Raw genomic sequence first — 24,487 nt, forward strand, 5'->3', positions numbered from 1 at the left:
CCGGAGGATTTCATTTGAAGTTCGTTTCCTGCTTTTATCTGTTCGCCAGACATTGCCGCCGGCGCCGACGCGCCCCATATTGAGTACAGCTGATGCATATGGTGGCTTCTCTCCCAGTTCCACCGCAGCAGCTGTTCCCCTCTGGAGGTTCTTGACCTTCAAACCTATAGGGCCCCGGTCACACCGGTGGCCCTCTTTTTTTCTTCCCGCGCAGGCCGGTAATATTTACGCTTCTTTACAACGCTAGACTCGCTTCTTGCGGTCGATTGCGTAATTCTTGCAGCGTGCCGGCAAACGCGCGCACCTCTTGGGATGACAATCTCATCGCAGGCCGATTTGCCGGCCATCCCAGTGTAGGTAGCAGCGAGGCCGCCACTGGCCACGGGTGCTAGGCGGCTTCTGGCGGATGTTCTATAGTTTCGCAAAGAGCGTACGGTCGGCAATTCGAGTGGCTCATGATGGATCAGGGGGCAGTTCACCAGCATGAGGCCAGGTTCGGCCCGTTCCGTCTCGTGCCAGCAGAGCGTCTCCTCGAAAAGGACGGCGTCTCTCTCAAGCTTGGCAGTCGCGCGCTCGATATCCTGATCCTTCTGGTTGAGCGCGCTGGCGAGGTGACGAGCAAGGACGACCTCTTCTCCCGTGTCTGGCCCAAGATGGCAGTGGATGAAGGCGTCCTGCGAGTCCATATCGCAGCCCTTCGCAAAGCACTCGGCGAGGGGGAAACCGGCGACCAGTACGTCACCAATGTTACCGGGCGTGGCTACTGTTTCGTCGCGCCGGTGGCACGGCTGTCGCGTCCGGTAGGGCCCCAGGCCGAAGTCCGCACAACTGCTGACGCGAACGATGGGTTGCCACCGCTCTTGGCCCGCATAGTCGGACGAGACGAGGCTGTTCGGGCACTCTCGATGGAATTCGGCGATCACCGCTTCGTCACGCTTCACGGCCCCGGAGGCATAGGAAAGACGACGGTCGCAGTGGCCGTCGGCCACGCCTTGCGTCCGGAGTTCGAGGACGGGCTTCGCTTTTTCGATCTCGGAGCCCTCAGCAGCCCGCATCTTTTGCCGAGCGCCATTGCTTCCACTCTCGGGCTGATGGTCCAGTCCAGCGATCCCACACCGGCAATCGTCAATTTTCTCAGCGAGCGGAGGATGCTTCTCATCCTCGACAACTGCGAGCATGTCATCGAGGCCGCGGCGATAATTTCCGAGACGATCTTTCAGCGGGCTCCCAACGTAAGCATCCTTGCCACCAGTCGCGAGCCGCTGCGCGTCGAGGGAGAGCGCGTCTATCAGCTGCCTCCGCTCGCCACCCCCCGCAAGGGCGCCGGGCAGACCATGGCGGAGGTTCTTGCCTTTCCGGCCGCCCACCTCTTCTTCGAACGTGCGGCCGCGAGCGGCTATCGGTTCGAACCGACCGATGCCGATGCGCCTGTTGTCGCCGACATCTGCGAGAAGCTGGATGGAATCGCGCTGGCGATCGAGCTCGCGGCCGGCCGCGCCGGCCTCCATGGCCTGCGCGAGACCGCGCAGCTTCTTGACAATCGGCTCGGGCTCGTCTGGCAAGGGCGCCGTACCGCCTTGCCGCGACACCAGACGCTGAGCGCGACACTGGATTGGAGCTACAATCTGGTCACCGAGACGGAGCAGACGATTCTGCGCCGGCTCGCGATTTTCGTCGGCACCTTCTCGCTCCAGGCGGCGCAGGCCGTGGTGGCCGACAGCGGCATCGGAGCGGCCGCGGTCATTGAGGGACTGGGCCAGCTCGTTGCCAAGTCCCTCGTGTCCGCGCGATCCGAGGGCATGGTGATGTGGTACCGCCTCCTCGATGCGACGCGCACCTATGCCCATACCAAGCTGATCGACTGCGAGGAGGTCGAGCCCATCGCACGGCGACACGCTCTTTACTATAAGGAGCTGCTGGAACATGCCAATGCCGACGAGCCGAGCGGCCCGAAGGATCAGGACCGGTCCGTCGATGCAAAGCATCTTGGCAATGTGCGCGTGGCCCTGGATTGGTGTTTTTCGTCACAGCAGGATCTGCCGCTCGGCATAGAGCTCGCGGCCGCTGCGATGCGGCTCTTCATAGGGCTTTCCTTGCTCAGCGAATGCCGTGACCGGGCCGAGCAGGCGCTTGCCGTCCTCGATGACGAGACGCGGGGAACGCGTATCGAGATGGAATTGCAGGCGGCACTTGGCCATGCCCTCATGTTCACGCGAGGCAACAGCGACCAGGCCCACGATGCGCTTGCAAGAAGCCTGGAGATCGCCGGCCAGCTTGGCGATCGTTTCAACCAGTTCAGAATATTGGGCCGCCTCCACATGTATTATTTGCGGACCGGCTATTTCGGCAAGCAGTTGGCGGCGGCAGAACAGGCTGCGACGGTGGCCGAGCAACTAGGGGATCCCGTCGGGATGCTCGCTGCCCAGGCACTGCTCGGCGCCGCCCATCATGCCATCGGCCATCAGGTGGAAGCCTGCCGGCATCTGGAGGCATCCCTGCAGCGGCCAGCGGCATATCTCTCGATCAGTCCGAAGCATTTTGCCTTCCACCGGACGCCACGGATCGCGCTGTCGCGAACCCTGTGGCTCAAGGGTTGCCCCGACCAGGCGGTTCAGATGGCCGAGCAACTCTCGGCGGAAACGGTCGAGATCAGGGATCACGTGACTTTCTGCATAGCTCTGGTGTGGGGTGTCAGCACCTATTGCTGGATTGGCGATTGGGAAACCGTCGAGGAATACACCGAGCGCCTGATCGCCCATGCCAGCCGTCATTCCCTGGGATCGTACCTGGCCGTCGGCTCCGGTCTCAAGGGCGAGACTTTCGTCAGGCGCGGGGAGGTGGATCGCGGCGTGGACCTCCTGCGCGGATCCCTCATGGGCCTGCGTTCCGACCGCTACGATCTCTACATGCCGCAATTTACGTGCGCCTTGGCGGATGGTCTCGCCCAGATCGGGCGCTTCGACGAAGCCCTCGCGACGATGGATGATATCCTCGCGGCCGTAGCCTCGAGGGGCGAGGCGTTCAACATGCCCGAACTGCTTCGCGTGCGCGGTGACCTGCTGATGCGGGTCGGAGATGAGAAACAGGCCGAGGAGTGCTTCGCGCGCTCGATGGTGCTCGCCGAAGCGCAATCGGCATTGTCCTGGCAATTGCGGACGGCAACGAGCTTTGCGCGCTTGCGCCTGCGGCAGGCGCGTGGCGAGGAAGCGCACCAACTGCTGGCAGCGACTTACGGACGCTTCCGGGAGGGGTTTCGAACGGCCGACCTCGTCTCGGCAAGGCTGCTGCTGAACGAACTGGGGAAGGTTGTCGACCACGACTAGGTCGCGAAGGCGCATTTCTGATGTGTGGTCCGCGCTCCGTGAACATGGTTGTCCGAGGCGCCTGGCAACTGACGAACAGGGTTGGAATAGGGGAGAGGGCGATGCGAAACCCGGTGGCACGCGCATTGACGGCAGTCGCCGCCTGTTGCAGGTCTCTGGCTTGCCTCCTGCCGCTGTTGTTGCTTTCGGGCGTGGCGATGGCGCAAGGGGACTACCCGTCACATCCGGTTCGTATCGTTATCGGCGCCGGCGCCGGCACTCCGCCCGATGTCGCGCTTCGGGCAATCAGCCACGAGCTTTCGACACTCTGGGGCCAGCCTGTGGTGATCGAGAATCTGGTCGGTGCGGGCGGCAACATAGCCGGTGACCATGTGGCGAAGGCCGAGCCGGATGGCTACACCCTGCTCTTTGGCGCCAACTCCGGCATCGTAATGAACCAGAGCCTCTACCGGAATATGACCTTCGATCCCGTCCGGGATCTCGCGCCGATTTCCATTGTCTGCTCCTATCCGACGGTTCTCGTGGTCCACAAGAACGTGCCGGCCAACAGCGTGGAGGAGCTCGTGGCGCTTGCCCGAGAACGTCCCGGAAAGCTGACATTTGCTTCTGCCGGTCCCGGGACCTCCTCTCATCTGGCTGCCGCAATGCTGGACTCGATGGCAGGGATCGAACTCGTCCATGTGCCATATGCAGGCGGCGTCAACCTCGTGACGGATTTGTTCGCCGGTCGCATCGATGTGTACTTCGGCCTGCCGTCCAACATGCTGCCTGCGGCCCGCGCCGGTGAGGTCAAAGCGCTCGCCGTCACCTCCAGAAGCCGCTTCGCCTTCGCGCCCCAGTTACCGACCATGGACGAATCCGGATTTCCAGGCTTCGAAATGGTGGTCTGGTGGGGACTGCTCGCGCCGTCCGGCACGCCGCCCGCGGTGATCCAAAGGCTGCATCGCGACGTTGTGAAGGTCGTTCAGCTGCCCGAAATGCGCAAGCGCCTTGCCGACCTGAGCATGGAAGCGATCGGCAATTCGCCCGAGGAATTCTCGGCGGTCATCGAGGCGGACGTTCCGAAGTGGCAGGCGGTGATAAGGGAGGCTGGTGTAACGCTCGAATGAGCTTGATCTCGGTGCAGGCAGGCCCGCCGTGCAGGTGGTTCGTCAAACATCGTCGGGGGCGGCGTCGTCCCTCGGCCATGGGTAGGGGAGGGCAGCCATGAAATCCTTCGCGGCGGCTTCGGGATCTCTCACCCTCTTGAGTTGCTCTCTTTCTTCTACGGTCACCGCGAAGACCTGGCTTCGCATCCTGAAGTAGAGCTTGTTGCTGTCTCGGCCGATCTCGGCGTCGTCCGTATGAGGAAGGCGGCGCGATAGGGCGCGGCCGATGAGTTGATAAATTTCCAGTCTCTGAAGCATGGCGTCTCACATAACCTGGTCTGATCAGCGGGACATAGTTGGAGCGGAAACTGCGACCAGTGCTTGTGCGTCACGCCTTGGAAAACAATGCGTGACATTTCCCATTGGCGGATTGGCGTTTCCGTGAGAGGCGCTTGTTTGCGCCGCGGGGACCTATTCGAGGCGGCGGCGGAACAGCCAGGCCGCGGTCGTAAGGGTCACAACCGCAATGGCGAACAGCGGTATCGTCTGCTGCACGACCTCGTTCACTGGCACGTCCTTCAGAAAGACGCCCTTCACGATGACCAGGAAATAGCGCAACGGATTGATGAGTGTCACCGGCTGCAGCCATTGCGGCATGTTTTCGATCGGCGTCGCAAAACCCGAGAGAAGCATGGCGGGGACCATGAACAGGAAGGCGCCGAGGATCGCCTGCTGTTGCGTCATCGAAAGCGCGGATATGAAGAGTCCCAGCCCCGCGACGGAAGCGAGGTAGAAGATCGAGCTGCCGTAAAGCAGCAGCAGCGATCCACGCAGCGGAATGCCGAAGATGAAGATCGCTGCAAGTATATAGACCGTGATGTGGAAGAGGCCGATCATCATCGGGGGAAGCAGCTTGCCGATCAGGATCTCGTGGACCCGCAACGGCGATACCATCAGCTGATCGAAGGTGCCGAGTTCGCGCTCGCGGGCGATGGAGAGGGCGGTCACGATGAGCCCGATCAGCAACGCGATGCTCGCAATTAGGTTAGGCACCATGAACCATTGAAAGATGAGGTTCGGGTTGAACCAGTTCCGCGGGACAGTGATCGTCTGTTCGTCTGCTGCGCGACGGCCGGCCGGCGTTTCCATCGAAAGCCTGGCGGCGATCTGCGTCAGATATCCCGAAACGATCTGCGAGGCATTCGAGCGCCTCCCATCGAGAATGAATTGGAGGTCTGCGGGCTTCCCCGCCTCGATATCGCGCGAGAAATCCGGCCCGATCTCGACGGCGGCAAGCGCGCGCTGATTGTCGATGGCGTCCCGTATCTGGGCCGGCGTTTCGACGATCTCGATCCCGGTGAAGGTGGGCGACCCCTCTATGCGCCGAACGAATTCCTGGCCCCAATGGCCGCTGTCGCGGTTCAGCAGCACGATGTCGACATTGCGCACCTCAAGGGTTGCCGCATAGGAAAAGACGAGAAGCTGTATGATCGGAGGGCCGATCAGGATCGCACGGCCCTTTGGGTCGCGCATGATGGCAAGCAGTTCCTTGACGATGAGCGCCCTGAGCCTCGTCCACCACATCAGCCGATCCTCTTTCGCGTGCTGCGGGCCGCAAGGACGAACAGGATGGAACCCATCAGCAGCATGACGGCCATCGAACGCAGGAACATCGGCCAGATATCGCCTGCGAGGAAGACCGTCTGCAGGCTGGGAATCAGGTAGCGCGCTGGCACGATGAAGGTGATCCACTGGATGACGGTCGGCATCGAGTTGATCTCGAAAAGGAAGCCGGAGAGCAGGAAGGCCGGCAGGAAGGCGGTGATGAGAGCAAGTTGCGAGGCCAGGAATTGGTTTTTCGTCGCTGCCGAGATCAGTAGCCCTTGACCGAGCGCGGGCACCAGAAAGGTCGCCGACAGCGCATAGAGCGCGCTGACAGAGCCTCGGAAAGGTACGCCGAACAGAAAGACTGCAAGCAGAACGCAAAGGGTCATCGCGGTGAGGCCGAGTATGAAATAGGGCAGTATCTTGCCTGCGAGGAGTTCTGCTGCCGTGACCGGCGTCGCCATCATCGCCTCCATCGTGCCGCGCTCCCATTCGCGCGCGACCACGAGAGAGGTGAGCAGCGTTCCGACGAGCGTCATGACGATGGCGATCGAGCCGGGCACGAGGAAATTGCGGCTCGCAAGCTCTGGATTGAACCAGAAGCGCGCCGAGACCGAGATCGCGGGGCCGGGACGCGACATTTCCGCTTGGCGTTGCCGCTCCCAGTTCGACACCGCGCCTTGCGCGTAATTCTGGACGAAGTTTGCCGTATTCGGATCCGAGCCGTCGACGATCACCTGGATCTGAGGATGATTGCCGGCCCCGTGGTCCTTTGTGAAGTTGGCGGGAATGACGAGGATGCCTCGAAGACGGCCCGAGACGAGGTCGTCAGCGAATTCCCGCCGGTCGTTTCCCGTCCTCACCGAGAAATAGCGCGATGCCTGGAAGCTTGCCGCGAGATCACGAGTGATGGGCGTCGATTCCTCGATGGCAAGGCCGACGCGCGTACTGGTCGTATCGAGCGACACGCCGTAGCCGAACAGGAAGAGAAGGATCACCGGCAGGACGAAAGCGATCAGGATCGTGCTTGGATCGCGCACGGCCTGGAAGCTCTCCTTCCGCACGAGTGCGGCGAAGCGACGGAGCCGGGCCTGCCTCCTCTCGCTTCTCATGCCGCTTGCCTTTCCCCTGAGCCCTGCACGAGAGCGATGAACGCGTCCTCCATCGTGGGGTCGGGCGTCTTCTTCGTCGCGACGCGAGCCTTGAGCTCGTCCGGCGAGCCAAGCGCGATCGACCGTCCCCGATAGATCAGCGAGATGCGATCGCAATATTCAGCCTCGTCCATGAAATGTGTCGTCACCAGCACGGTCACGCCCTTCTCGACGAGGCCGTTGATATGGGTCCAGAATTCGCGTCGGGTGATCGGATCGACGCCGGATGTCGGCTCGTCGAGAAACAGCGCTTCCGGTTCGTGCATGACGGCGCAGGCAAGCGCGAGGCGCTGCTTCAAGCCGAGCGGCAGGTCCTTGGCGGGACGGTTGCCATAGCTGCCGAAAGCGAAGATCTCGTTCATCAGGGCGATACGATCGCTGCGGCGCCCGCCGCGCAGGCCATAGACGCCCGCGAAGAAGTCGAGGTTCTGGGCGACCGTGAGGTCGCCGTAGAGCGAGAATTTCTGTGCCATGTAGCCGAGCCGGTTGCGTGCCTCGGCCGCGTCGCGGCGAAGGTCGAAGCCCGCCACTCTTCCTTCACCACCCGTCGGCTTCAGAAGACCGCAGAGCATCTTGAAGGTGGTGGACTTGCCGGCGCCGTTCGGACCGAGGAGACCGAAGATCTCGCCCCGGCGGATATCGAAGGTGATGTCGTCCGCCGCGGTAAAATCCCCGAAGCGCTTCGTCAGCCCCTTGGCCTGGATCACCGGACGATCGTCCACCACCGCAAGCGGCTGCTGTGCTTCGGCAAGTCTTGAGCGGCCGCCGGGACCGCCGCCGAGCATGTCGACAAAGGCATCCTCGAACCGCGGCGAGGTGGCCGCTATCTCGCCGCCCGCGACGTCCGTCAGCTTCCCGGTTTCGGCTCCTTCTCTCGTCACGAGCCGGATCGCCTCTCCCTGGATGACGCCATCGACGACGCCGCCCTCGTCGAGGAGACGGGCGAGAACTTGTCTCCTGCGTCCCTTGGCTCCCGATACGCGGAAGACGCGATCACTGACGCGGCCGGTCATTTCGTCCGGCTTGCCGGCAAAGAGGAGCCTGCCCTGGTTGAAAAGCAGCACGCGATCGCAGGCCTCCGCCTCGTCCAGATAGGCCGTGGACCAGAGAACACCGATGCCTTCCCTTGTGAGGTTCTCCACCATCTTCCACAGGTCGCGGCGCGAGATGGGATCCACGCCGACGCCGGGCTCGTCGAGCAGCAGCAGGCGCGGCTTCTTCAGCAAGGCGCAGGCAAGGCCCAGCTTCTGCTTCATCCCCCCGGAAAGCTTGCCTGCCAGCCGGCCAGTGAAGCGTTTGAGGTCGGTGAATGTCAGCAACTCCTCGTAGGCGGCCGGCCGTTCGCTTTTCGCCAGGCTCCTGAGGTCTGCGTAGAGGTCGAGGTTCTCCTGGACGGTAAGATCTTCATAGAGTCCGAAGCGCTGCGGCATGTAGCCGATCGCGGCCTGGATCCCGGCGGCACCCTTCGCCGTATCCATGCCCAGCACCTCGACGTTGCCGTGTTCGGGAAGCATGAGCCCCGTCATCAGCCGGATCAGCGTTGTCTTGCCGGCGCCGTCGGGGCCGACGAGACCGGTGATCGCGCCTGCGAAAACCTCGCCGGAAACCGCATCGAGCGCCGGTGCGCCATCGCCGAACCGCTTCGTGACGTTGGAGAGGCGCACCAGGGCATCCTGGGACCGACTTTCAGTGGCGTCTGTCATCGTGTGCTCGCCGTCGTTTCAGGAAGGCTGATGGTGACGGGCATGCCCTGGCGCAGGTCGGGACCCGGGTGGTCGATGACGATCCGCAGGCGATAGACAAGATCGGTGCGCAGTTCTGGCGTCTCGACGGATTTCGGCGTGAATTCTGCGACCGGCGAAATGAAGCCGATTGTCCCTTCGTAGGCTTCATCGGGCCTCGTATCCGATGCGACCCTGACCTTCATACCGGGGTGGACGCGGCCGAGGTCGGGCTCCGCTACATAGGCGCGCACCCAGACCGGCTGAACAAGCGAGACCACATATACGATGTCGGATGGCGCCACGATCGCCCCCTGTTCCCGGACCCTCGAGAGAACGATCCCGTCGCTCGGCGCCTTCAGTTGCGTGTCGGCAAGTGATGTGCGCGCCGATGCGAGCGCCGCCTCCGAGGCTTGAAACTGTGCCTTCGCGGTGGCGATGTCTTCGGCGCGGCTGCCTTCCTCGAGCAACTTCAGCGCTTCATTGGCAGACTGCGCGCGTGCCGCCGCCATTGCCTTGCGCGCCGTGGCCTGATCGAGGTTCGCCTGGGATATGTTGCCCTGCGGACGCAGTTGCACGGCCCGCTCGAGTGCGAGATCTGCATTCTCGAGATCAGCCAGGCTTTCATTATAGTCGGCCCGAGCCTTGTCGATTTCGGCCTTCCTCGGGCCGGCCACCAGCTTGTCCAGCGTTGCGCTGAGGGCGGCGGCATCGGCCTCTGCGGAGCGGGCTGCATGTTCATAAGGGACGGCGTCCAGTTTCGCGAGGATCTGGCCCGCCTTCACGACGTCGCCTTCATCGACGACCAGTTCATCGATGCGGCCACTGACGCGGAAACCCAGCGAGACCTGGCGAATATCGACATTGCCGTAGAGCACGAACTCTTTCTGTGCTTCCGGGCGCAATCCCAGCTTGACGGGAAGATCATACCACCACGCGCCGAAGCCGGCAGCGACTAGAATTCCGATAGCGGGAATGATGACTTGCTTCCTCATGCCGCATGCCCTTCGAGCGGACCAAGGACTGCGACGAGCTCGGCGGCGAGGCTGCGCACGATCTCCACCTGCTCCTGGCCGATGACCTCCCACTCCATCTGGGCAAGCACCGCCGCATGCGCCATGCGAAAGACAAGGAGACTGCCGACGAAGGAAAGCGTGCGCAGCTTCACGTGCTCGGAGCCCGGGTCTTCGCGGATGATCGCACCGATCAGCCTTCTGCCGATTTCGATCATGGGGCGCATCACGCCTTCGTAGACGCGCGCGAAGGCCTCCGTGGGTTCCATCTGTTCGCGGATCAGGAAGCGCGCCCAGGATTCCGATTGGCGGCTGACGAACAGCACCACCATCGTCTGCACGATCTCCGTCAGGAAGTTCCGAGCCTCGGTCTCCGCCAGAGGTTCGCCCCGGGAGTCAAGCTCGACGAGGCGGGCGCCGATCTTCTGCCTGAGCTCGCCGACATGCTCGCCAATGATGGATGTCAGGTATTCTGCAGTCGCGACATACAGACCTTCCTTGCTTCCGAAATAATACGGAATGGCCTGCAGGTTGACGCCCGCGCTATCGGCGAGCTTGCGCGTCGATGCGCCGTCAAACCCGTAGCGGCCGAAAACATCGAGGGAAGCGGTAAGTAGTTTCTCGCGAGTCACATCGCTGCGGAGCACGTTTTTCTCCATCTCTTATCGGTTTCTTTATTTCAGTATACGGTAACATTAAAATAAGTCAATCGATTGATTTCAAGTCGCTGACGATCAATTACGGGACGATTATCTCGTGGCAGAACCGCCGAGCGCGTCGTTTGGCGCCGACTAATGGTTGATTGCTGATGGTCCGCGACGGTTCGTGCGGCCGTGGATCGGCGACGCGACTTGCGCTGATGTCCGGCGGGACAGTCGTCAGCCGGCAGTCAATGGGGTGCTAGTGCCGAGCCGTGCGAGAGCGAAAGACGACCGGGGTGTGATAGGTGGAATGGATCGGCAGCTTGCCTTCGCGGCTTGCATGCTCCGCCTCCCAGCCGAACTTCCAGGCGTCGTGACGCGCGAGCCAATCGGCCGTCGGCTCGCGGCCGTGCACTGGCATGTGTCCTGCTGTAAGGAACGGATTGTCTGAAAGGGCCAGTCCGATTGCGCGGGCGCGGGCTCCTCGTTCTTGCAGGTCTATCATCTCTTCGATCGTCATTCACTCAAACCCCTACTCGACGATGAACCGACTGAAGTTCCTACGTTATTGAAGTGATATCTAATTAACAAGTCGCTGTTTCAGCTCGCGCGCACACCGAGAGGAAGTGTATCGAAAATGGCCAACGGGATGAATCGACGGGGTCCGGATCACGACATTTCAACGAATCAGGCTCCCGCAGAATCAGCTCTCGGAGATGTCCGCACCCACCAATTGGAGCGTCGCCCGCCCGGTCGCGACCGCTGGAGCCACCCGCCGGTATCGGCGCTGCAAACGAACCGGAGGCTGATCGCCAGTGGAATCGCCCGTGAAAATGTGCTGGTATCCACCCACGGGAGAGCCGCTTCCGGTGGTGTAAGTACCCGCAGAAAAAGAATTTTCTTAACAAAGTATAAATAACCGCCACGGCCGCATAGGCGACTTGTGTCCTTTCGGCAACAGCGTGTGGGTAAGGCTCCGGTAAATACCACATTCGGGCAAGATCGAGATTGCGTGACCGCCGCCGTCTTGTATTTTCAACTTCGGAAGCGAGGGCGGTTGATCGTCCGACTTCTTGAAATATGGGGATGGGGCAGGGAACGCTGCTCACGGCGAAAAATCCCAGACCCGATCGAAACTTTGAATTGGAGGTCAATATGAACATCAAGAGCCTTCTTCTCGGCTCCGCTGCTGCTCTCGCAGTAGTATCCGGTGCTCAGGCTGCCGACGCCATCGTCGCTGCTGAGCCGGAACCGGTTGAGTACGTTCGCGTTTGCGACGCCTACGGCACCGGCTATTTCTACATTCCGGGCACCGAAACCTGCCTCCAGATCGGCGGTTGGGTTCGTTTCCAGGTAAACTACGGTCGTGACATCGCTGAAGGCTCCGACGCCAACTCGAGCGGCCGTGGCTACTTCTACCTGCAGACGAAGAACGACACCGAATACGGCACGCTGACGGGCTTCATCGCTGTTGAAGGCGACGTATCCGGCCAGGACGCCTCGGTCAACCCGTACTTCGACGAAGCCTACCTGCAGCTCGGCGGCTTCAAGGCCGGCTGGTTCTACAACTGGTGGGATAAGGGCATCAACGGCGAGCAGGACACGCTGAACTCCGGTGGTAACGAGTGGGTATCCGTTTCGTACACCTACGAAACCGACAACTTCTCCATCGGCGGTGCTGTTGACGAACTCGACCGCGATGGTCTGAGCACCGTCTTCGCACCTGGCGACCCGATCAACGACTCCAACGTCGTTGTTGAAGATAGCTTCGACGGCATCGACTACGGCTTCGAAGGCCTCATCACGGCTACCTTCGGTGGCGTTTCGTTCGACCTTCTCGGTTCTTACGACAACTTCAACGAAGAAGGCGCTATCCGCGCCCTTATGTCTGCTGAACTCGGCCCGGGCACTCTCCAGGCTGCTCTGATGTGGGCTTCTGGCCAGAACGTCTACTTCGACGAATCTGAATGGTCGCTCGCTGCATCGTACGCTTACAAGGTCAACGACAAGCTGACGATCACCCCTGGTGGTCAGTACTTCTGGCAGTCCAGCCTGGATGACGACGGCTCGTTCGAAGGTGGCGATACTTGGGATGCTGGTGTCACGGTCGACTACCGTATCACCGAGGGCCTGACCTCGAAGATCTCGGTTCAGTACAACGACCTCGGCGACTCCGACGACGACAGCGTATCAGGCTTCTTCCGCCTGCAGCGCACGTTCTAATCTGGTCTGACTTCGGTCAGTCAGGAAAGCCCGGCTCTCGAGCCGGGCTTTTTGCGTATAGTTCTGGGCGACGTTGTAGACGCTTGGCAGTTGGCTTCCGAGAAGCTTAGGTAGCAGAGATGAAGGCCTCGATGGCAACGGGAATAGCCCCGAGATGAAGCAGGGGGGCATGGCCCTGGCCCGGTACAGTGAGCGCGGTCATCTGGGGATGCCGTTTGGCCATTTCAGTCAGGGTCTCGGCCGATAGCAAGGCGGAGTTCTCCCCGCGCACGACCATGAGTGGCACAGTTGTTAACTTCGCGAACTGAGGCCAGAAGTCAGGCGCCAGTTTCGAAAGATCCATCGACCTTGTCATTTCCGCAATTGCGGGGTCGAAATCGGCGACGATCTTGCCGTCGATCTTGCGGTAGAGAGCATAGGCCATGTCCCGCCAGTCCTCGGCGGCGAGCGCCGTAAAACTGGCGCCGTGGATGTCTCTCAGGATATCCGCCGCTTCTTCCCAGTTCTCCGGGAGACGGCCATTGCCCAGATAGTCGCGGATCTGGATCAGACCCTCGAGCTCGACGACGGGCCCGATATCGTTGAGGACGACCGCCGCAAGAAGATCCGGACGCTGCGCCGCGAGAATATGCAGAATGAGTCCGCCGCGCGACGTGCCGATAAAGGCGGCTTGCGGAACTTCGAACGCTGCTGCTGTGGCAAGAACGTCGCTTGCCTCGACGACGAGATTGTAGTGGCTCCTGTCCGTATCCCAAGCCGACAGTCCGCGGCCGCGATAGTCGAGCGCAATGACCCGCCGCGGTTTTCTTGCGTCGTTCGAAAGAAGCAGCGCAAGCTGGTGAAAGTCGCGTGAGTTCCGCGTAAGTCCGGGAAGGCATATCACCGGAAGGTGGTCGGCACTCCGAGGATTGTCGGCGCCGTAGTCCCGGGCGTGGAGCCGCAGACCATCCGGCCCGTCAAAATATCGAGACTGAAAACCATCATCATCCCGCGGACCGGTCATGCCTTGCTCCTCCCATCGCAGATGAGGCCAAGTCTAACCGCCTTTTTTCCCGCGGCAACCGATCAGGAGGAGCGGCCGTAGATCAGGTCGCGCTCGATATCCGTGGACTGTCCGAGGCGCGCCTTGTAGACCTGATAGTTTTCCATGACGCGCTGGACATAGTTGCGCGTCTCGGGGAAGGGGATGCGCTCGATCCAATCGACCACTTCGTTGATCGACTTGCCACGCGGATCGCCGTATCGGCTGATCCATTCGGGAACGCGCTTCGGCCCCGCGTTATAGGCAATGAAGGTGAGGATATATGATCCGCCGAAAGTGTCGATCTGTTCGCCGAGATAGTGCGCTCCAAGCGTCGCGTTGTAACCGGCGTCAGAGGTCAGCTTGTCCTTGGAATAGGAAATGCCGTGGCGGGTTGCGACGGCCTTTGCCGTTCCCGGAAGCAGTTGCAGCAGACCGCGCGCATTCGCGGCCGACACTGCGGCGGGATTGAAAGCACTCTCCTGCCGGGCGATGGCATAGGCAAGCGCTTTGCCGGAGCCCGAAATGTTCGCATCCCCGGGGATGACGCCGATCGGGAATGCGAGGGCGGCGACGTCGATGCCGCGACCATAGGCAATCTTGCCGATCTGCAGCGACAGGCTGTGATTGTCGGATTTTTCCGCCTGAGCCGAGAGGATGGCGAGCTCCCCGGGGCTCTGCAACTGCTCGGCCAGAGCGCGATAGAGGCTGTCGGCACGCCAGCCGTGGCCTGCGGCTTCCAGCCTCGATATAGCCTGCACCGCCTCGCGAGATTGGAACGCCTGTCTATCGGCAGCCGTCGGCGCGGGATAAGAAACATTCAGCGCCTTGCGGCCCATCTGCTCGGCGGCGAGCTGGCCGTAGAACGTGCCGGGATAGGTTGCCGCCTTGGCGTAGAACTCGGATGCTTTGCCCGGTCCTCCGGCTTCCGCCGCCCGGCCGAGCCAGTACCAGGCGCGAGAGACCGAGATCGGTCCATTCGACACCTGCAATATCTTGCGGAAGTGCGCCTCCGCGGTCGTTGGGTCCTGAAGTCCGCGGAGGGCGTACCAACCGGCATGGAACTCGGCGTCGACGACATCGGCGGCGCTAGTTGCGGCGTGGTTTGCCGCCACTCGGTAAGCCGCCTTGAACTGTCCCTGATCCACGAGCCCACGGCTGACGATGCGCTGTTCGTTCCACCATTCGCTGGGATTGATGAGCGCTTCGCGGTCACGCGGCATCTGTTGTAGGAGATTGGCCGCTTCGACATATTTGTCCTCGCGCCGAAGATATTCCACGCGAGCGAAGAGATAGCCGGGGTCGGTCGTCCATTTTGCGTCGATGGTCTTGAGCAGCGCGCCGGCATTGCCCGCCCGTGTCAGAACAGCGCTCCAGCCGTTGTAGAGCGATTGGGCCTGGCCGAGGTCGCCAAAGCGTTTGGCCTGCGCAGTCCGACCCTTGTAGAGCAGATACTCCATGCGAGCCTTGTGGTCGGCGATGGTCAGGAGACTTGAAAACTCGGAGAGGATCTTGTCCTCGCGGTCCTTGTCGAGCGCTTCGCTGCGCCAGACCTTGCGAATCGATTTCGCTGCCTGCGGAGTCGCGCCGGTCGTCATCAATGCGCGGGTGAGCACGATCGCGCCCTCCGGCGTTTCGGCCGCGGTAGTGCCGAATGCTGCGAGAACGGCGGAAGCGGGTGGGTTCTCGTTGTAGAGAGCTCGCTCTGAATAGGCGCGCAGGTTGGAGAGACCCGGCCATCCTTTGAGCTCGTTTGCGGCCGCGGCGATTTCAACTGATGGAACGCCGCTCTGGCCGGAGACGGCAATCGCCCAGGTGAGAATGTGGCGGTCGAGCGTGCCGGGCCGCATTCCATCCCGCACGGCGAGCGCCCTTTGCGCGTCCTTGCTTGAAAGCGCGTCCAGCCCCGCCTTAAGGTCGCCGCTCACGGGCGCCACCGGCGCGCTGCGCGGAATCGAGCCGGTGATGAGCGATGCCGGAGACGTGACCTCGGGAACAAAGCCGAGCGGCTTGGCGTCGGGGACGGGGATGTCTTCCGCCGGCAGCGGCGACGCAACACTCCCCCAGGCGGCAACGGTGATGCCGATGGCAGACAGGATCAAGAGAGGCTTCTTCATCCGGGATACTCGCAAGGAAACAGGCCTTCTCCATTTGCCAAGAGCAGTCTTAACGAAACCTTACCGGAAGCGCTAAAATTCGTCTATTTGTGCGAATGGAATTTGCCCACAACGAGTATCTGCGCGCTTGTCGAGGTCATTGCCCCGCTCTATGGTGCGCAAACTCGTAATCATGGAATGCGGCCGAAGCATGAATGAGCGGCCGGAGGAGCGTCGTGCATGTTCAAGGGATCTATTCCCGCCCTCGTTACCCCCTTTACCGATGCCGGCAAGGTGGACGAAGCCTCGTTCGCCGCGCATGTCGACTGGCAGATAAAGGAGGGCAGCAATGGGCTTGTGCCGGTCGGCACCACCGGTGAGTCGCCGACGCTTTCCCATGAGGAGCACAAGCGTGTTGTCGAGCTCTGCATAGAGACGGCTGGGCGGCGGGTGCCGGTCATGGCGGGTGCGGGGTCCAACAATACCCGCGAAGCCATCGAGCTCGCCCAACACGCCGAAAAGGTTGGCGCCGACGCCGTCCTGGTCGTCACGCCCTACTACAACAAGCCGACGCAAAAGGGTCTGTTCGCGCATTTCTCGGCCGTCGCCGAAAGCATCAGGCTACCCATTTATATCTACAATATTCCTGGTCGTTCGGTCGTGGACATGTCGCCGGAAACGATGGGTGCCCTTGCCAAGGCCCATTCGAATATCGTGGGCGTCAAGGACGCGACCGGCAAGATCGAGCGCGTTTCCGAGCAGCGCATCACCTGCGGGACGGACTTCCGCCAGCTTTCCGGCGAGGATGCGACCGCCCTCGGCTTCAACGTCCATGGCGGTTCGGGCTGCATTTCAGTGACAGCCAATATCGCGCCGCGTCTCTGTGCGGAGTTTCAGGCGGCAACGCTTGCCGGCGATTTCGCCAAGGCGCTCGAATATCAGGATCGACTGATGCCGCTGCACAAGGCGATTTTCCTCGAGCCCGGCCTCTGCGGAGCCAAGTATGGCCTGTTCCGCCTTGGGCGGATGAGCCGGAATGCGCGCCTGCCTTTGCTGTCGACGCTTGAGCCGGGCACCGAGGCCGCGATCGACGCCGCCATGCGCCACGCCGGCCTCTTGAACTGAGCAAATTCCGGGCATCGCTTTGTCGAGCAGGCGTGGCCTGTTGACAGATCGGTGCCCAATACCTTCACAAAGCTGCGTCGTTCCTTTAGAGGAACCGATTGGAACCGGTCGGATCACTCGTCGTGGCCGCCAACGCAGTAGGACGGAAATCCAGCCATGGCACCAAAAGGCAGCCAGCGCGTGGTGAAAAAGGTCGTGGCGGAAAACCGCAAGGCCCGCTTCAACTACGAAATCATCGACACATACGAGACTGGTCTCGTGCTGAAGGGCACCGAGGTCAAGTCGCTGCGCGAAGGCAAGGCCAATATCGCCGAGTCCTATGCATCCGATGAGGGCGGCGAAATCTGGCTGATCAATTCCTACCTGCCCGAATACCTGCAGGCGAACCGCTTCAATCACGAGCCGCGCCGCCGCCGCAAGTTGCTCCTGTCGGGCAGGGAGATCAGCCGCTTGCGTGCTGCCATCAACCGCGAAGGCATGACGCTCATCCCGCTTCGGATCTACTTCAACGACAGCGGCCGGGCCAAGCTTGAACTCGCACTCGCCAAGGGCAAGAAGATCCACGACAAGCGGGAAGCGGAAAAGGAGCGCGACTGGAACCGTCAGAAGAGCCGTCTTCTGAAGGACAATGGCTGAAGATCGCCAGTTCTTAGAAATAATCTATTCTGGGTTGATTTTTTATGCGAGCGAAAGGCTCGCTAACATGAAGACCGCGCTGCCGCGGTCTTCGGAAACCGGCTGGTCACCCGCTTCACTCGTTGGCGTCGCTCGCGGGCGCCGTTTCGACCTGGCGGGCGGGACGCTCGGAGGGATCGCGGCCGATTTCGCCCTTCAGCGACAGCAGGTCGATGAAATGGTCGGCCTGGCGGCGCAGGTCGTCGGCGATCATTGGCGGCTGGGTCGACATGGTCGAGATGACCGAGACCTTCCGGCCCTTGCGCTGCAGGGCTTCCACAAGCGTCGTAAAGTCGCCGTCGCCGGAGAAGATCACCAGGTGATCGACGGTTTCAGACTGCTCCATGGCATCGATTGCGAGCTCGATGTCCATGTTACCCTTTATCTTGCGGCGCCCCATGGAGTCGGTAAACTCCTTGGCGGGCTTGGTAATGACCTTGTATCCGTTGTAGTCGAGCCAGTCGATCAGCGGACGGATCGAGGAATACTCCTGGTCTTCGATCAGTGCAGTGTAGTAATAGGCCCGAAGGAGATAGCCGCGCTTCTGGAAAGCTTTGAGAAGCTTGCGGTAATCGATGTCAAAACCAAGGCTCTTGGAAGCGGCGTAAAGATTGGCTCCGTCGATAAAGAGTGCGATTTTTTCGCGAGGGTCAAACATCGCTGGTTTATCCATTGTTATCAAATGCAGTCACTTTCAGCAAAAGTTAGCTAAAACAACGCTTTGCGTGGCGCGAACAGAATAATTCGAGTACTTTATGAATTATTCATATAAGAAAGATTTAGGGCACGAATCGCTATATTCCAAGCAACCTGCGGTGGAATTTGTCTGTTCGTCGGAGAAATTTAGTCTAATAAGATCGGGGGGTTGGAGCACCGGAGCAGGAAAAACTTGAATTTGCCTTGTTTTAATTGTATCGGGCATCCAACCCACGACATTCAGCTCATGAAGGACAGGCAATGGCCCGTGTCACAGTAGAAGATTGCATTGATAAAGTTGAGAACCGCTTCGAGCTCGTTCTGCTTGCCAGCCATCGTGCGCGACTGATTTCGCAGGGCGCTTCCATCACCGTCGACCGCGACAACGACAAGAATCCGGTCGTGGCTCTGCGCGAGATTGCCGACGAAAGGCTGTCTCCCGATGACCTCAAGGAAGACCTCATCCACTCGCTGCAGAAGCATGTCGAGGTGGACGAGCCCGAGCCCGATCCGTCGAGCCTGATCGCCACCGGCACGACCGCGGCATCCGAGCGCGAGGAAGAAGAGGACCTGCCGGAAACGATCACTTTCGACCAGATGTCGGAAGAGGACCTGCTTGCCGGTATCGAAGGCCTCGTTCCGCCGGAAAAAAGCGACGATTACTAATCGTCAACCTTGCTCCTGTATTCCGAAAGCATATTATTGCTCATTATGTGCGCCAGTCGTTGATTGGCGCGCTTTTGTTTTATCGGAGTAGCTTTGTATGATGCGGCAATACGAGCTCGTTGAGCGCGTTCAGAAATACAAGCCCGACGCCAACGAAGCCCTCCTGAACAAAGCCTACGTCTATGCCATGCAGAAGCATGGCCAGCAAAAGCGCGCGAGCGGCGATCCCTACATTTCCCACCCCCTCGAAGTCGCCGCCATCCTCACGGACATGCGCCTCGATGAATCGACGATCGCGGTCGCACTTCTCCACGACACGATCGAGGACACGACAGCAACGCGCGCCGAGATCGACGAACTTTTCGGCGAGGATATCGGGCGTCTCGTCGAAGGGCTGACGAAGATCAAGAAGCTCGATCTCGTGACGCGCAAGGCCAAGCAGGCAGAAAACCTGCGAAAGCTGCTGCTCGCCATTTCGGATGACGTCCGCGTCCTTCTGGTCAAGCTTGCCGACCGGCTGCACAACATGCGCACGCTGGAGCACATGTCGCCGGAAAAGCGCGCGCGCATCTCCGAAGAGACCATGGATATCTATGCGCCGCTCGCCGGACGCATGGGTATGCAGGATATGCGCGACGAGTTCGAGGAGCTCGCCTTTCGCTACATCAACCCGGAAGCGCATGAGACCGTCACCAAGCGGCTCGAAGAGCTGTCGCGGCGCAACGAAGGCATCGTCAAGAAGATCGAGACGGAGCTGCGTGATCTCCTGATCGCCAACGGCCTTGCCCACCCGGTGGTCAAGGGACGACAGAAGAAGCCCTATTCGGTCTTCCGCAAGATGCAGTCGAAATCGCTTTCCTTCGAGCAGCTGTCGGACGTCTATGGCTTCCGCATCATCGTGGAAGACATCCCTGCCTGCTATCGCGCGCTGGGCATCGTCCATACGCGCTGGCGCGTCGTGCCCGGCCGCTTCAAGGACTATATCTCGACGCCGAAGCAGAACGACTATCGCTCGCTGCACACTACGATCATCGGCCCTTCCAGCCAGCGCATCGAGCTGCAGATCCGAACCAAGCGCATGCACGAGATCGCCGAGTACGGCATCGCGGCACATGCGCTTTACAAGGATGGCGCCACCAGCCCCGACGGCGAGATACTCTCGCGCGAATCCAATGCCTATTCCTGGCTGCGCCACACGATCGAGGCCCTGGCGGAAGGCGACAGCCCGGAGGAGTTCCTCGAGCATACCAAGCTGGAACTCTTCCAGGACCAGGTGTTCTGCTTTACCCCGAAGGGGAAGCTGATCGCGCTTCCGCGCGGCGCCACACCGATCGACTTCGCCTATGCGGTGCACACCAATATCGGTGACACGACCGTCGGTGCGAAGATCAACGGCCGCATCATGCCGCTCGTTACCCGCCTGAACAACGGCGATGAGGTGGAGATCATCCGCTCCGGCGTTCAGGTGCCGCCGGCTGCCTGGGAGGAGATCGTCGTGACCGGCAAGGCGCGTGCGGCGATCCGTCGTGCCACGCGCATGGCAATCCGCAAGCAGTATGCCGGCCTCGGCCACCGCATCCTTGAGCGCACGTTCGACCGGGCGGGCAAGATCTTCTCGCGCGAGGCCATGAAGCCGGCCCTGCATCGCCTTGGCCAGAAGGATGTCGAGGACGTGATCGCCGCCGTTGGCCGCGGCGAGATGTCGTCTCTGGATGTCCTGCGCGCCGTATACCCCGACCACCAAGACGAGCGCGTGACCGTCAGGCCTGCCGGCGACGAGGGCTGGTTCAATGTCCGCAGCGCTGCCGGCATGATCTTCAAGATACCCGGCAAGACCAAGGCGGATCTCGATGCCCCCAGGGCGGGCGACGACATGGAGACTTCGCCTATCCGCGGGCTTTCGGGCGACGTCGAGGTCAACTTCGCCTCCACGGGCGCAGTTCCCGGCGACCGCATCGTCGGCATCATGGAGAGAAAGAAGGGGATCACGATCTACCCGATCCAGTCGCCGGCGCTGCAGCGCTTCGACGACCAGCCGGACCGCTGGATCGACGTTCGCTGGGATCTCGACGAGGCGAACAAGTCTCGCTTCATGGCGCGAATCCTCATCAATGCCCTCAACGAGCCGGGCACGCTTGCAAAGGTCGCGCAGACCGTCGCAGGGCTGGACGTCAACATCCGGGTGATGAACACGGTCAGCGTTGCCGCTGACTTCACGGAGATGGCCCTTGATGTCGAGGTCTGGGATTTGCGCCAGCTCAACCAGCTCCTGGCGCAGCTCAAGGAGCTCGACTGCATAGCGACCGTAAAGCGTCTCTACGAATGAGCGACGGGTGCCACGAGGTGCCCGATCGCTCCGTCTGAGCCGCCGGCCGGCAATGTTGCATAATTTATAGCCGCTTTCGGGTATGGCTTGCCTCGTTTCCGGCATAGGTATGCACCAGCCGCATGACTGGTTCTATGTTAGCGCTGTGGTAATTGAGGCCCGCTGCTCTTATCTTCTGGTCATCAGGAAATTGAAACCAGAGATGAGGCAAGACAATGTTTACCCCGATCAGGAAATTCGCCCGCGCTTTGCGTGCTCCGACTGTAGAAGAACGCGAGATGGCTTATCTGAATGGCTCGCATGACCGGATCGATCTTGAGTATCGCCAGCGTCAGGTCGACCGCGGACTGTTCCGTTTCCGATAAGCTTGCATTTATACTTGAATGAGGAAGGGGCGTCCTGTTCTGTGCGCCCCGATGGAAAGTACAAGCTCTGCGAATCCTGTCTTTGGATAGGATACCATCAGCGGCTATTGTCATGGCGGCGTTATACGCTAAATTCGCGCCATGCTGTTTCGCCGTAGAAAGCCCCCCAGGTTCCGCGAAAAATTGCGGTCATTGATCTGGCCCCGCAAAGGCCCGCTCCGACCTCTTCGCTATTATCGGATGCGTGTGTTGCGCCTTGCGGCTTCGCCCTATTCCGTGGCGATGGGTGTCGCGATCGGCGTGGCGATCTCGTGGACGCCGCTTCTCGGCTTGCATGTCATCATTGCCATCGCTTTGGCCTACCTCAGTGCGGCCAGCGTGGTGGCGGCCGTGCTTGGCACGACCATCGGCAATCCGATAACCTTTCCCTTTATCTGGGCGACGAGCTGGGAGCTCGGCCATATCCTTCTCGGAAGGGAGAAGGCATTGCCGGCTACCGGCATCGACCTCGCCGAGATGCTGAAGAAGCTCGAGATTTCCCAGCTTTGGAAACCGGTTCTTGAGCCCATGCTCATCGGCGCGATCCCGCTCGCGCTCATCACCGGCGTCGTCGTCTACACCATCACCTTCTATGCTGTCCGTGAATTCCAGACGCGTCGTAGGATGCGGTTAAGCGAGCGCCTGCGCGCGCTGCCAGATGGCGCGGCAGAGAGCACTCCAACCACATGACGGCGCAAGCACGGCGCCCGCTCTTTTCCAAAGGGTTCCATTGATGATCATCGGCATCGGCAGCGATCTCATCGACATCCGTCGTGTGGAGAAGTCGATCGAGCGCTTCGGCGAGCGTTTCACTCATCGCTGCTTCACGGAGATCGAGAGGGCGAAATCGGACCGCCGCAAGAACCGCGCGGCATCCTACGCCAAGCGCTTTGCGGCAAAAGAGGCGTGCTCGAAAGCGCTCGGCACCGGTCTTTCCCAGGGAGTTTTCTGGAAGGACATGGGTGTTGTCAACTTGCCGAGCGGCAAGCCCACGATGATGCTGACAGGGGGCGCCGCGGAAAGATTGCAGGCGATGCTGCCGCCCGGTCACAGGGCCGCCATCCATTTGACGATAACCGACGACCATCCGCTGGCTCAAGCCTTTGTGATCATAGAAGCCCTGCCGGACGGCGCATGAACGGGCTTGTGTCTCGCTTTTAATGTTCGCGCCATTGCCGCGATGGACCGAACTCGCTAGAGAGAAGCTCGAAGAAATTTGCGCCGCCGCCGCGTATACAAGGATAAGACTGCGTGTCTGAGAAAGTCGAAAAGAAGCAGAACGCCCTCTGGGAAAACATCAAGGTCATCATACAGGCGCTGCTCCTGGCGATGGTCATTCGAACTGTTTTCTTCCAGCCCTTCACCATTCCGTCCGGCTCCATGATGCCGACGCTCCTGGTGGGCGACTACATCTTCGTCAACAAGTTCGCATACGGCTATTCCAAGTACTCCCTGCCGTTCTCCCCCGATCTCTTCAGCGGCCGAATCTTCTCAAGTGAGCCGAAGCGCGGCGACATCGTCGTCTTCCGTTTCCCGCCGAACCCGCAGATCGATTACATCAAGCGCCTCGTCGGCCTTCCGGGCGACCATATCCAGGTGAAGGAAGGGATACTCTACATCAACGGACAGGCCGTTCCGCGCGTACCCGACGGTACCTTCACATCTGACTACCGGCTTGATCCGGGCGAAGACGTCCCGGTCTATCGCGAAACGCTGGACGATGGCGTGACCTATGACACGCTCGACCAGTCGCCCAATTCCCGCGCGGACAACACGCGCGAGTTCATCGTGCCCGAGGGCCATTATTTCATGATGGGTGACAACCGCGACAATTCGCTCGACAGCCGCTTCGACGTCGGCTTCGTCCCCGCGGAGAACCTTGTCGGTCGCGCCAGCATCATCTTCTTCTCGCTCGGCAACGACACCTCGTTCCGCGAGTTCTGGAAATGGCCGGCAAACATGCGTTGGGACCGCCTCTTTAAGGTTGTCGAATGAGCAAGGCGCAGACGCTCTCAGCGGCGGACCGTGCCAGGCTTGAAGCCGCGATTGGCCACGAGTTCGCCTCGAAGGAGCGCCTCGACCGTGCGCTTACGCATGCGAGTTCGCGTACGGAGCGCGGCGGCAATTACGAACGCCTGGAATTCCTAGGCGACCGCGTACTCGGCCTTTGCGTGGCAGAACTTTTGTTCAAGACCTTCGGGGCCGCCTCCGAAGGCGAGCTTTCCGTACGTCTGAACCAGCTTGTAAGTGCCGAGACCTGCGCGCAGGTGGCCGACGAGCTGAAGCTGCATCTCTATATCCGCACCGGCTCGGACGTGAAAAGACTGACCGGCAAGCGCATGATGAACGTTCGCGCCGACGTGGTGGAGAGCCTGATAGCGGCTCTCTATCTCGATGGCGGGCTCGAGATCGCGCGCCAGTTCATCCTGCGATATTGGGAAGGACGAGCGGTACGGGCGGACGGCGCAAAGCGGGACGCCAAGACGGAACTGCAGGAGTGGGCGCACGCGAAATTCGGCGTCACGCCCGTTTACAGGATTGAAGATCGAAGCGGACCGGATCATGATCCCCGCTTCACGGTCACGGTACAGATCGCGGGGATCGCGCCGGAGACGGGGATAGAGCGCTCGAAGCGTGCTGCCGAACAGGTGGCGGCAACGCGAATACTCGAGCGCGAAGGAATTTGGCAGAAAGCGTCTGCCGGAAATTGACG

General features: G+C 60.9%; 22 protein-coding genes. 12 read left to right on the forward strand and 10 right to left on the reverse strand.

The window, feature by feature from the left end; translation table 11 throughout:
- The first annotated feature begins 455 nt into the window (after positions 1-455).
- Positions 456-3,323, forward strand: coding sequence for a winged helix-turn-helix domain-containing protein (locus tag EV286_RS18095; RefSeq protein WP_245500753.1), 2,868 nt, complete (start codon positions 456-458; stop codon positions 3,321-3,323).
- A gap of 101 nt (positions 3,324-3,424) precedes the next feature.
- Positions 3,425-4,432 carry a tripartite tricarboxylate transporter substrate binding protein gene (locus EV286_RS18100; protein WP_165932882.1) on the forward strand — a complete coding sequence of 336 codons (1,008 nt, stop codon included), beginning with the start codon at positions 3,425-3,427 and terminating at the stop codon, positions 4,430-4,432.
- A gap of 42 nt (positions 4,433-4,474) precedes the next feature.
- Here the strand turns inward: EV286_RS18100 and EV286_RS18105 are convergent, their stop codons facing one another.
- The 7 genes from EV286_RS18105 to EV286_RS18135 form a co-directional block, all read right to left on the reverse strand.
- Positions 4,475-4,729, reverse strand: a complete 255-nt coding sequence (locus EV286_RS18105; protein ID WP_132958565.1) for a hypothetical protein — start codon at positions 4,727-4,729, stop codon at positions 4,475-4,477.
- Positions 4,730-4,882: 153 nt separating this feature from the next.
- Positions 4,883-5,995, reverse strand: a complete 1,113-nt coding sequence (locus EV286_RS18110) for an ABC transporter permease (RefSeq protein WP_132958566.1) — start codon at positions 5,993-5,995, stop codon at positions 4,883-4,885.
- Complete coding sequence (locus EV286_RS18115) at positions 5,995-7,128, reverse strand: ABC transporter permease (protein ID WP_132958567.1); 1,134 nt, start codon at positions 7,126-7,128, stop codon at positions 5,995-5,997. Before EV286_RS18115 ends, EV286_RS18110 begins: the two co-directional genes overlap by 1 nt.
- The gene (locus EV286_RS18120; RefSeq protein WP_132958568.1) at positions 7,125-8,870 is read right to left on the reverse strand and encodes an ATP-binding cassette domain-containing protein; all 1,746 of its coding nucleotides are present in this window, start codon (positions 8,868-8,870) and stop codon (positions 7,125-7,127) included. Before EV286_RS18120 ends, EV286_RS18115 begins: the two co-directional genes overlap by 4 nt.
- Positions 8,867-9,883, reverse strand: a complete 1,017-nt coding sequence (gene hlyD / locus EV286_RS18125) for a secretion protein HlyD (RefSeq protein ID WP_132958569.1) — start codon at positions 9,881-9,883, stop codon at positions 8,867-8,869. Before hlyD ends, EV286_RS18120 begins: the two co-directional genes overlap by 4 nt.
- The gene (locus EV286_RS18130; protein WP_245500754.1) at positions 9,880-10,548 is read right to left on the reverse strand and encodes a CerR family C-terminal domain-containing protein; all 669 of its coding nucleotides are present in this window, start codon (positions 10,546-10,548) and stop codon (positions 9,880-9,882) included. Before EV286_RS18130 ends, hlyD begins: the two co-directional genes overlap by 4 nt.
- A gap of 253 nt (positions 10,549-10,801) precedes the next feature.
- A complete protein-coding gene (locus tag EV286_RS18135) occupies positions 10,802-11,062 on the reverse strand; it encodes a CrpP-related protein (RefSeq protein ID WP_132958571.1) in 261 nt (86 codons plus the stop codon).
- A gap of 635 nt (positions 11,063-11,697) precedes the next feature.
- On the opposite strand from EV286_RS18135, the gene EV286_RS18140 reads away from it, so the two are divergent.
- Positions 11,698-12,765, forward strand: a complete 1,068-nt coding sequence (locus EV286_RS18140; RefSeq protein ID WP_132958572.1) for a porin — start codon at positions 11,698-11,700, stop codon at positions 12,763-12,765.
- A gap of 106 nt (positions 12,766-12,871) precedes the next feature.
- Here EV286_RS18140 and EV286_RS18145 read toward each other — a convergent pair whose 3' ends face one another.
- Positions 12,872-13,768, reverse strand: a complete 897-nt coding sequence (locus tag EV286_RS18145; protein ID WP_132958573.1) for an alpha/beta hydrolase — start codon at positions 13,766-13,768, stop codon at positions 12,872-12,874.
- A 62-nt stretch (positions 13,769-13,830) separates the two neighbouring features.
- Positions 13,831-15,903: a lytic transglycosylase domain-containing protein gene (locus tag EV286_RS18150; RefSeq protein WP_132958574.1), complete on the reverse strand. Its 2,073-nt coding sequence runs from the start codon at positions 15,901-15,903 to the stop codon at positions 13,831-13,833.
- Between the two features lie 219 nt (positions 15,904-16,122).
- Between EV286_RS18150 and dapA the strand changes: the two genes are divergently transcribed.
- Both dapA and smpB read left to right on the forward strand, forming a co-directional pair.
- Positions 16,123-17,007: a 4-hydroxy-tetrahydrodipicolinate synthase gene (gene dapA / locus EV286_RS18155; protein ID WP_132958575.1), complete on the forward strand. Its 885-nt coding sequence runs from the start codon at positions 16,123-16,125 to the stop codon at positions 17,005-17,007.
- A gap of 156 nt (positions 17,008-17,163) precedes the next feature.
- On the forward strand, positions 17,164-17,643 hold the full coding sequence (gene smpB, locus EV286_RS18160; RefSeq protein ID WP_132958576.1) for an SsrA-binding protein SmpB: 480 nt from the start codon (positions 17,164-17,166) through the stop codon (positions 17,641-17,643).
- A 115-nt stretch (positions 17,644-17,758) separates the two neighbouring features.
- On the opposite strand, the gene EV286_RS18165 is transcribed toward smpB, so the two are convergent.
- Positions 17,759-18,340 carry an NYN domain-containing protein gene (locus EV286_RS18165; RefSeq protein WP_132958577.1) on the reverse strand — a complete coding sequence of 194 codons (582 nt, stop codon included), beginning with the start codon at positions 18,338-18,340 and terminating at the stop codon, positions 17,759-17,761.
- Between the two features lie 299 nt (positions 18,341-18,639).
- Between EV286_RS18165 and rpoZ the strand changes: the two genes are divergently transcribed.
- From rpoZ to rnc, 7 genes are all read left to right on the forward strand, one after another.
- The gene (rpoZ, locus tag EV286_RS18170; RefSeq protein ID WP_132958578.1) at positions 18,640-19,044 is read left to right on the forward strand and encodes a DNA-directed RNA polymerase subunit omega; all 405 of its coding nucleotides are present in this window, start codon (positions 18,640-18,642) and stop codon (positions 19,042-19,044) included.
- Positions 19,045-19,141: 97 nt separating this feature from the next.
- Complete coding sequence (locus EV286_RS18175) at positions 19,142-21,370, forward strand: bifunctional (p)ppGpp synthetase/guanosine-3',5'-bis(diphosphate) 3'-pyrophosphohydrolase (RefSeq protein ID WP_132958579.1); 2,229 nt, start codon at positions 19,142-19,144, stop codon at positions 21,368-21,370.
- 215 nt (positions 21,371-21,585) lie between these two features.
- The gene (locus EV286_RS18180; protein ID WP_132958580.1) at positions 21,586-21,735 is read left to right on the forward strand and encodes a DUF3563 family protein; all 150 of its coding nucleotides are present in this window, start codon (positions 21,586-21,588) and stop codon (positions 21,733-21,735) included.
- Positions 21,736-21,876: 141 nt separating this feature from the next.
- Positions 21,877-22,464 (forward strand): DUF2062 domain-containing protein, encoded by a 588-nt coding sequence (locus EV286_RS18185; protein ID WP_132958581.1) that lies wholly within the window; start codon positions 21,877-21,879, stop codon positions 22,462-22,464.
- Between the two features lie 43 nt (positions 22,465-22,507).
- Positions 22,508-22,912 carry a holo-ACP synthase gene (acpS, locus tag EV286_RS18190; protein WP_132958582.1) on the forward strand — a complete coding sequence of 135 codons (405 nt, stop codon included), beginning with the start codon at positions 22,508-22,510 and terminating at the stop codon, positions 22,910-22,912.
- A 113-nt stretch (positions 22,913-23,025) separates the two neighbouring features.
- Positions 23,026-23,769, forward strand: a complete 744-nt coding sequence (lepB, locus tag EV286_RS18195) for a signal peptidase I (protein ID WP_132958583.1) — start codon at positions 23,026-23,028, stop codon at positions 23,767-23,769.
- Entirely contained in the window at positions 23,766-24,485 is a 720-nt protein-coding gene (rnc, locus tag EV286_RS18200; RefSeq protein WP_132958584.1) for a ribonuclease III, read from the forward strand. Before lepB ends, rnc begins: the two co-directional genes overlap by 4 nt.
- Positions 24,486-24,487: the final 2 nt, after the last annotated feature.

The sequence above is a fragment of the Rhizobium sp. BK251 genome, assembly GCF_004345245.1.
In the GTDB taxonomy this organism is placed as follows: Bacteria; Pseudomonadota; Alphaproteobacteria; order Rhizobiales; family Rhizobiaceae; genus Rhizobium.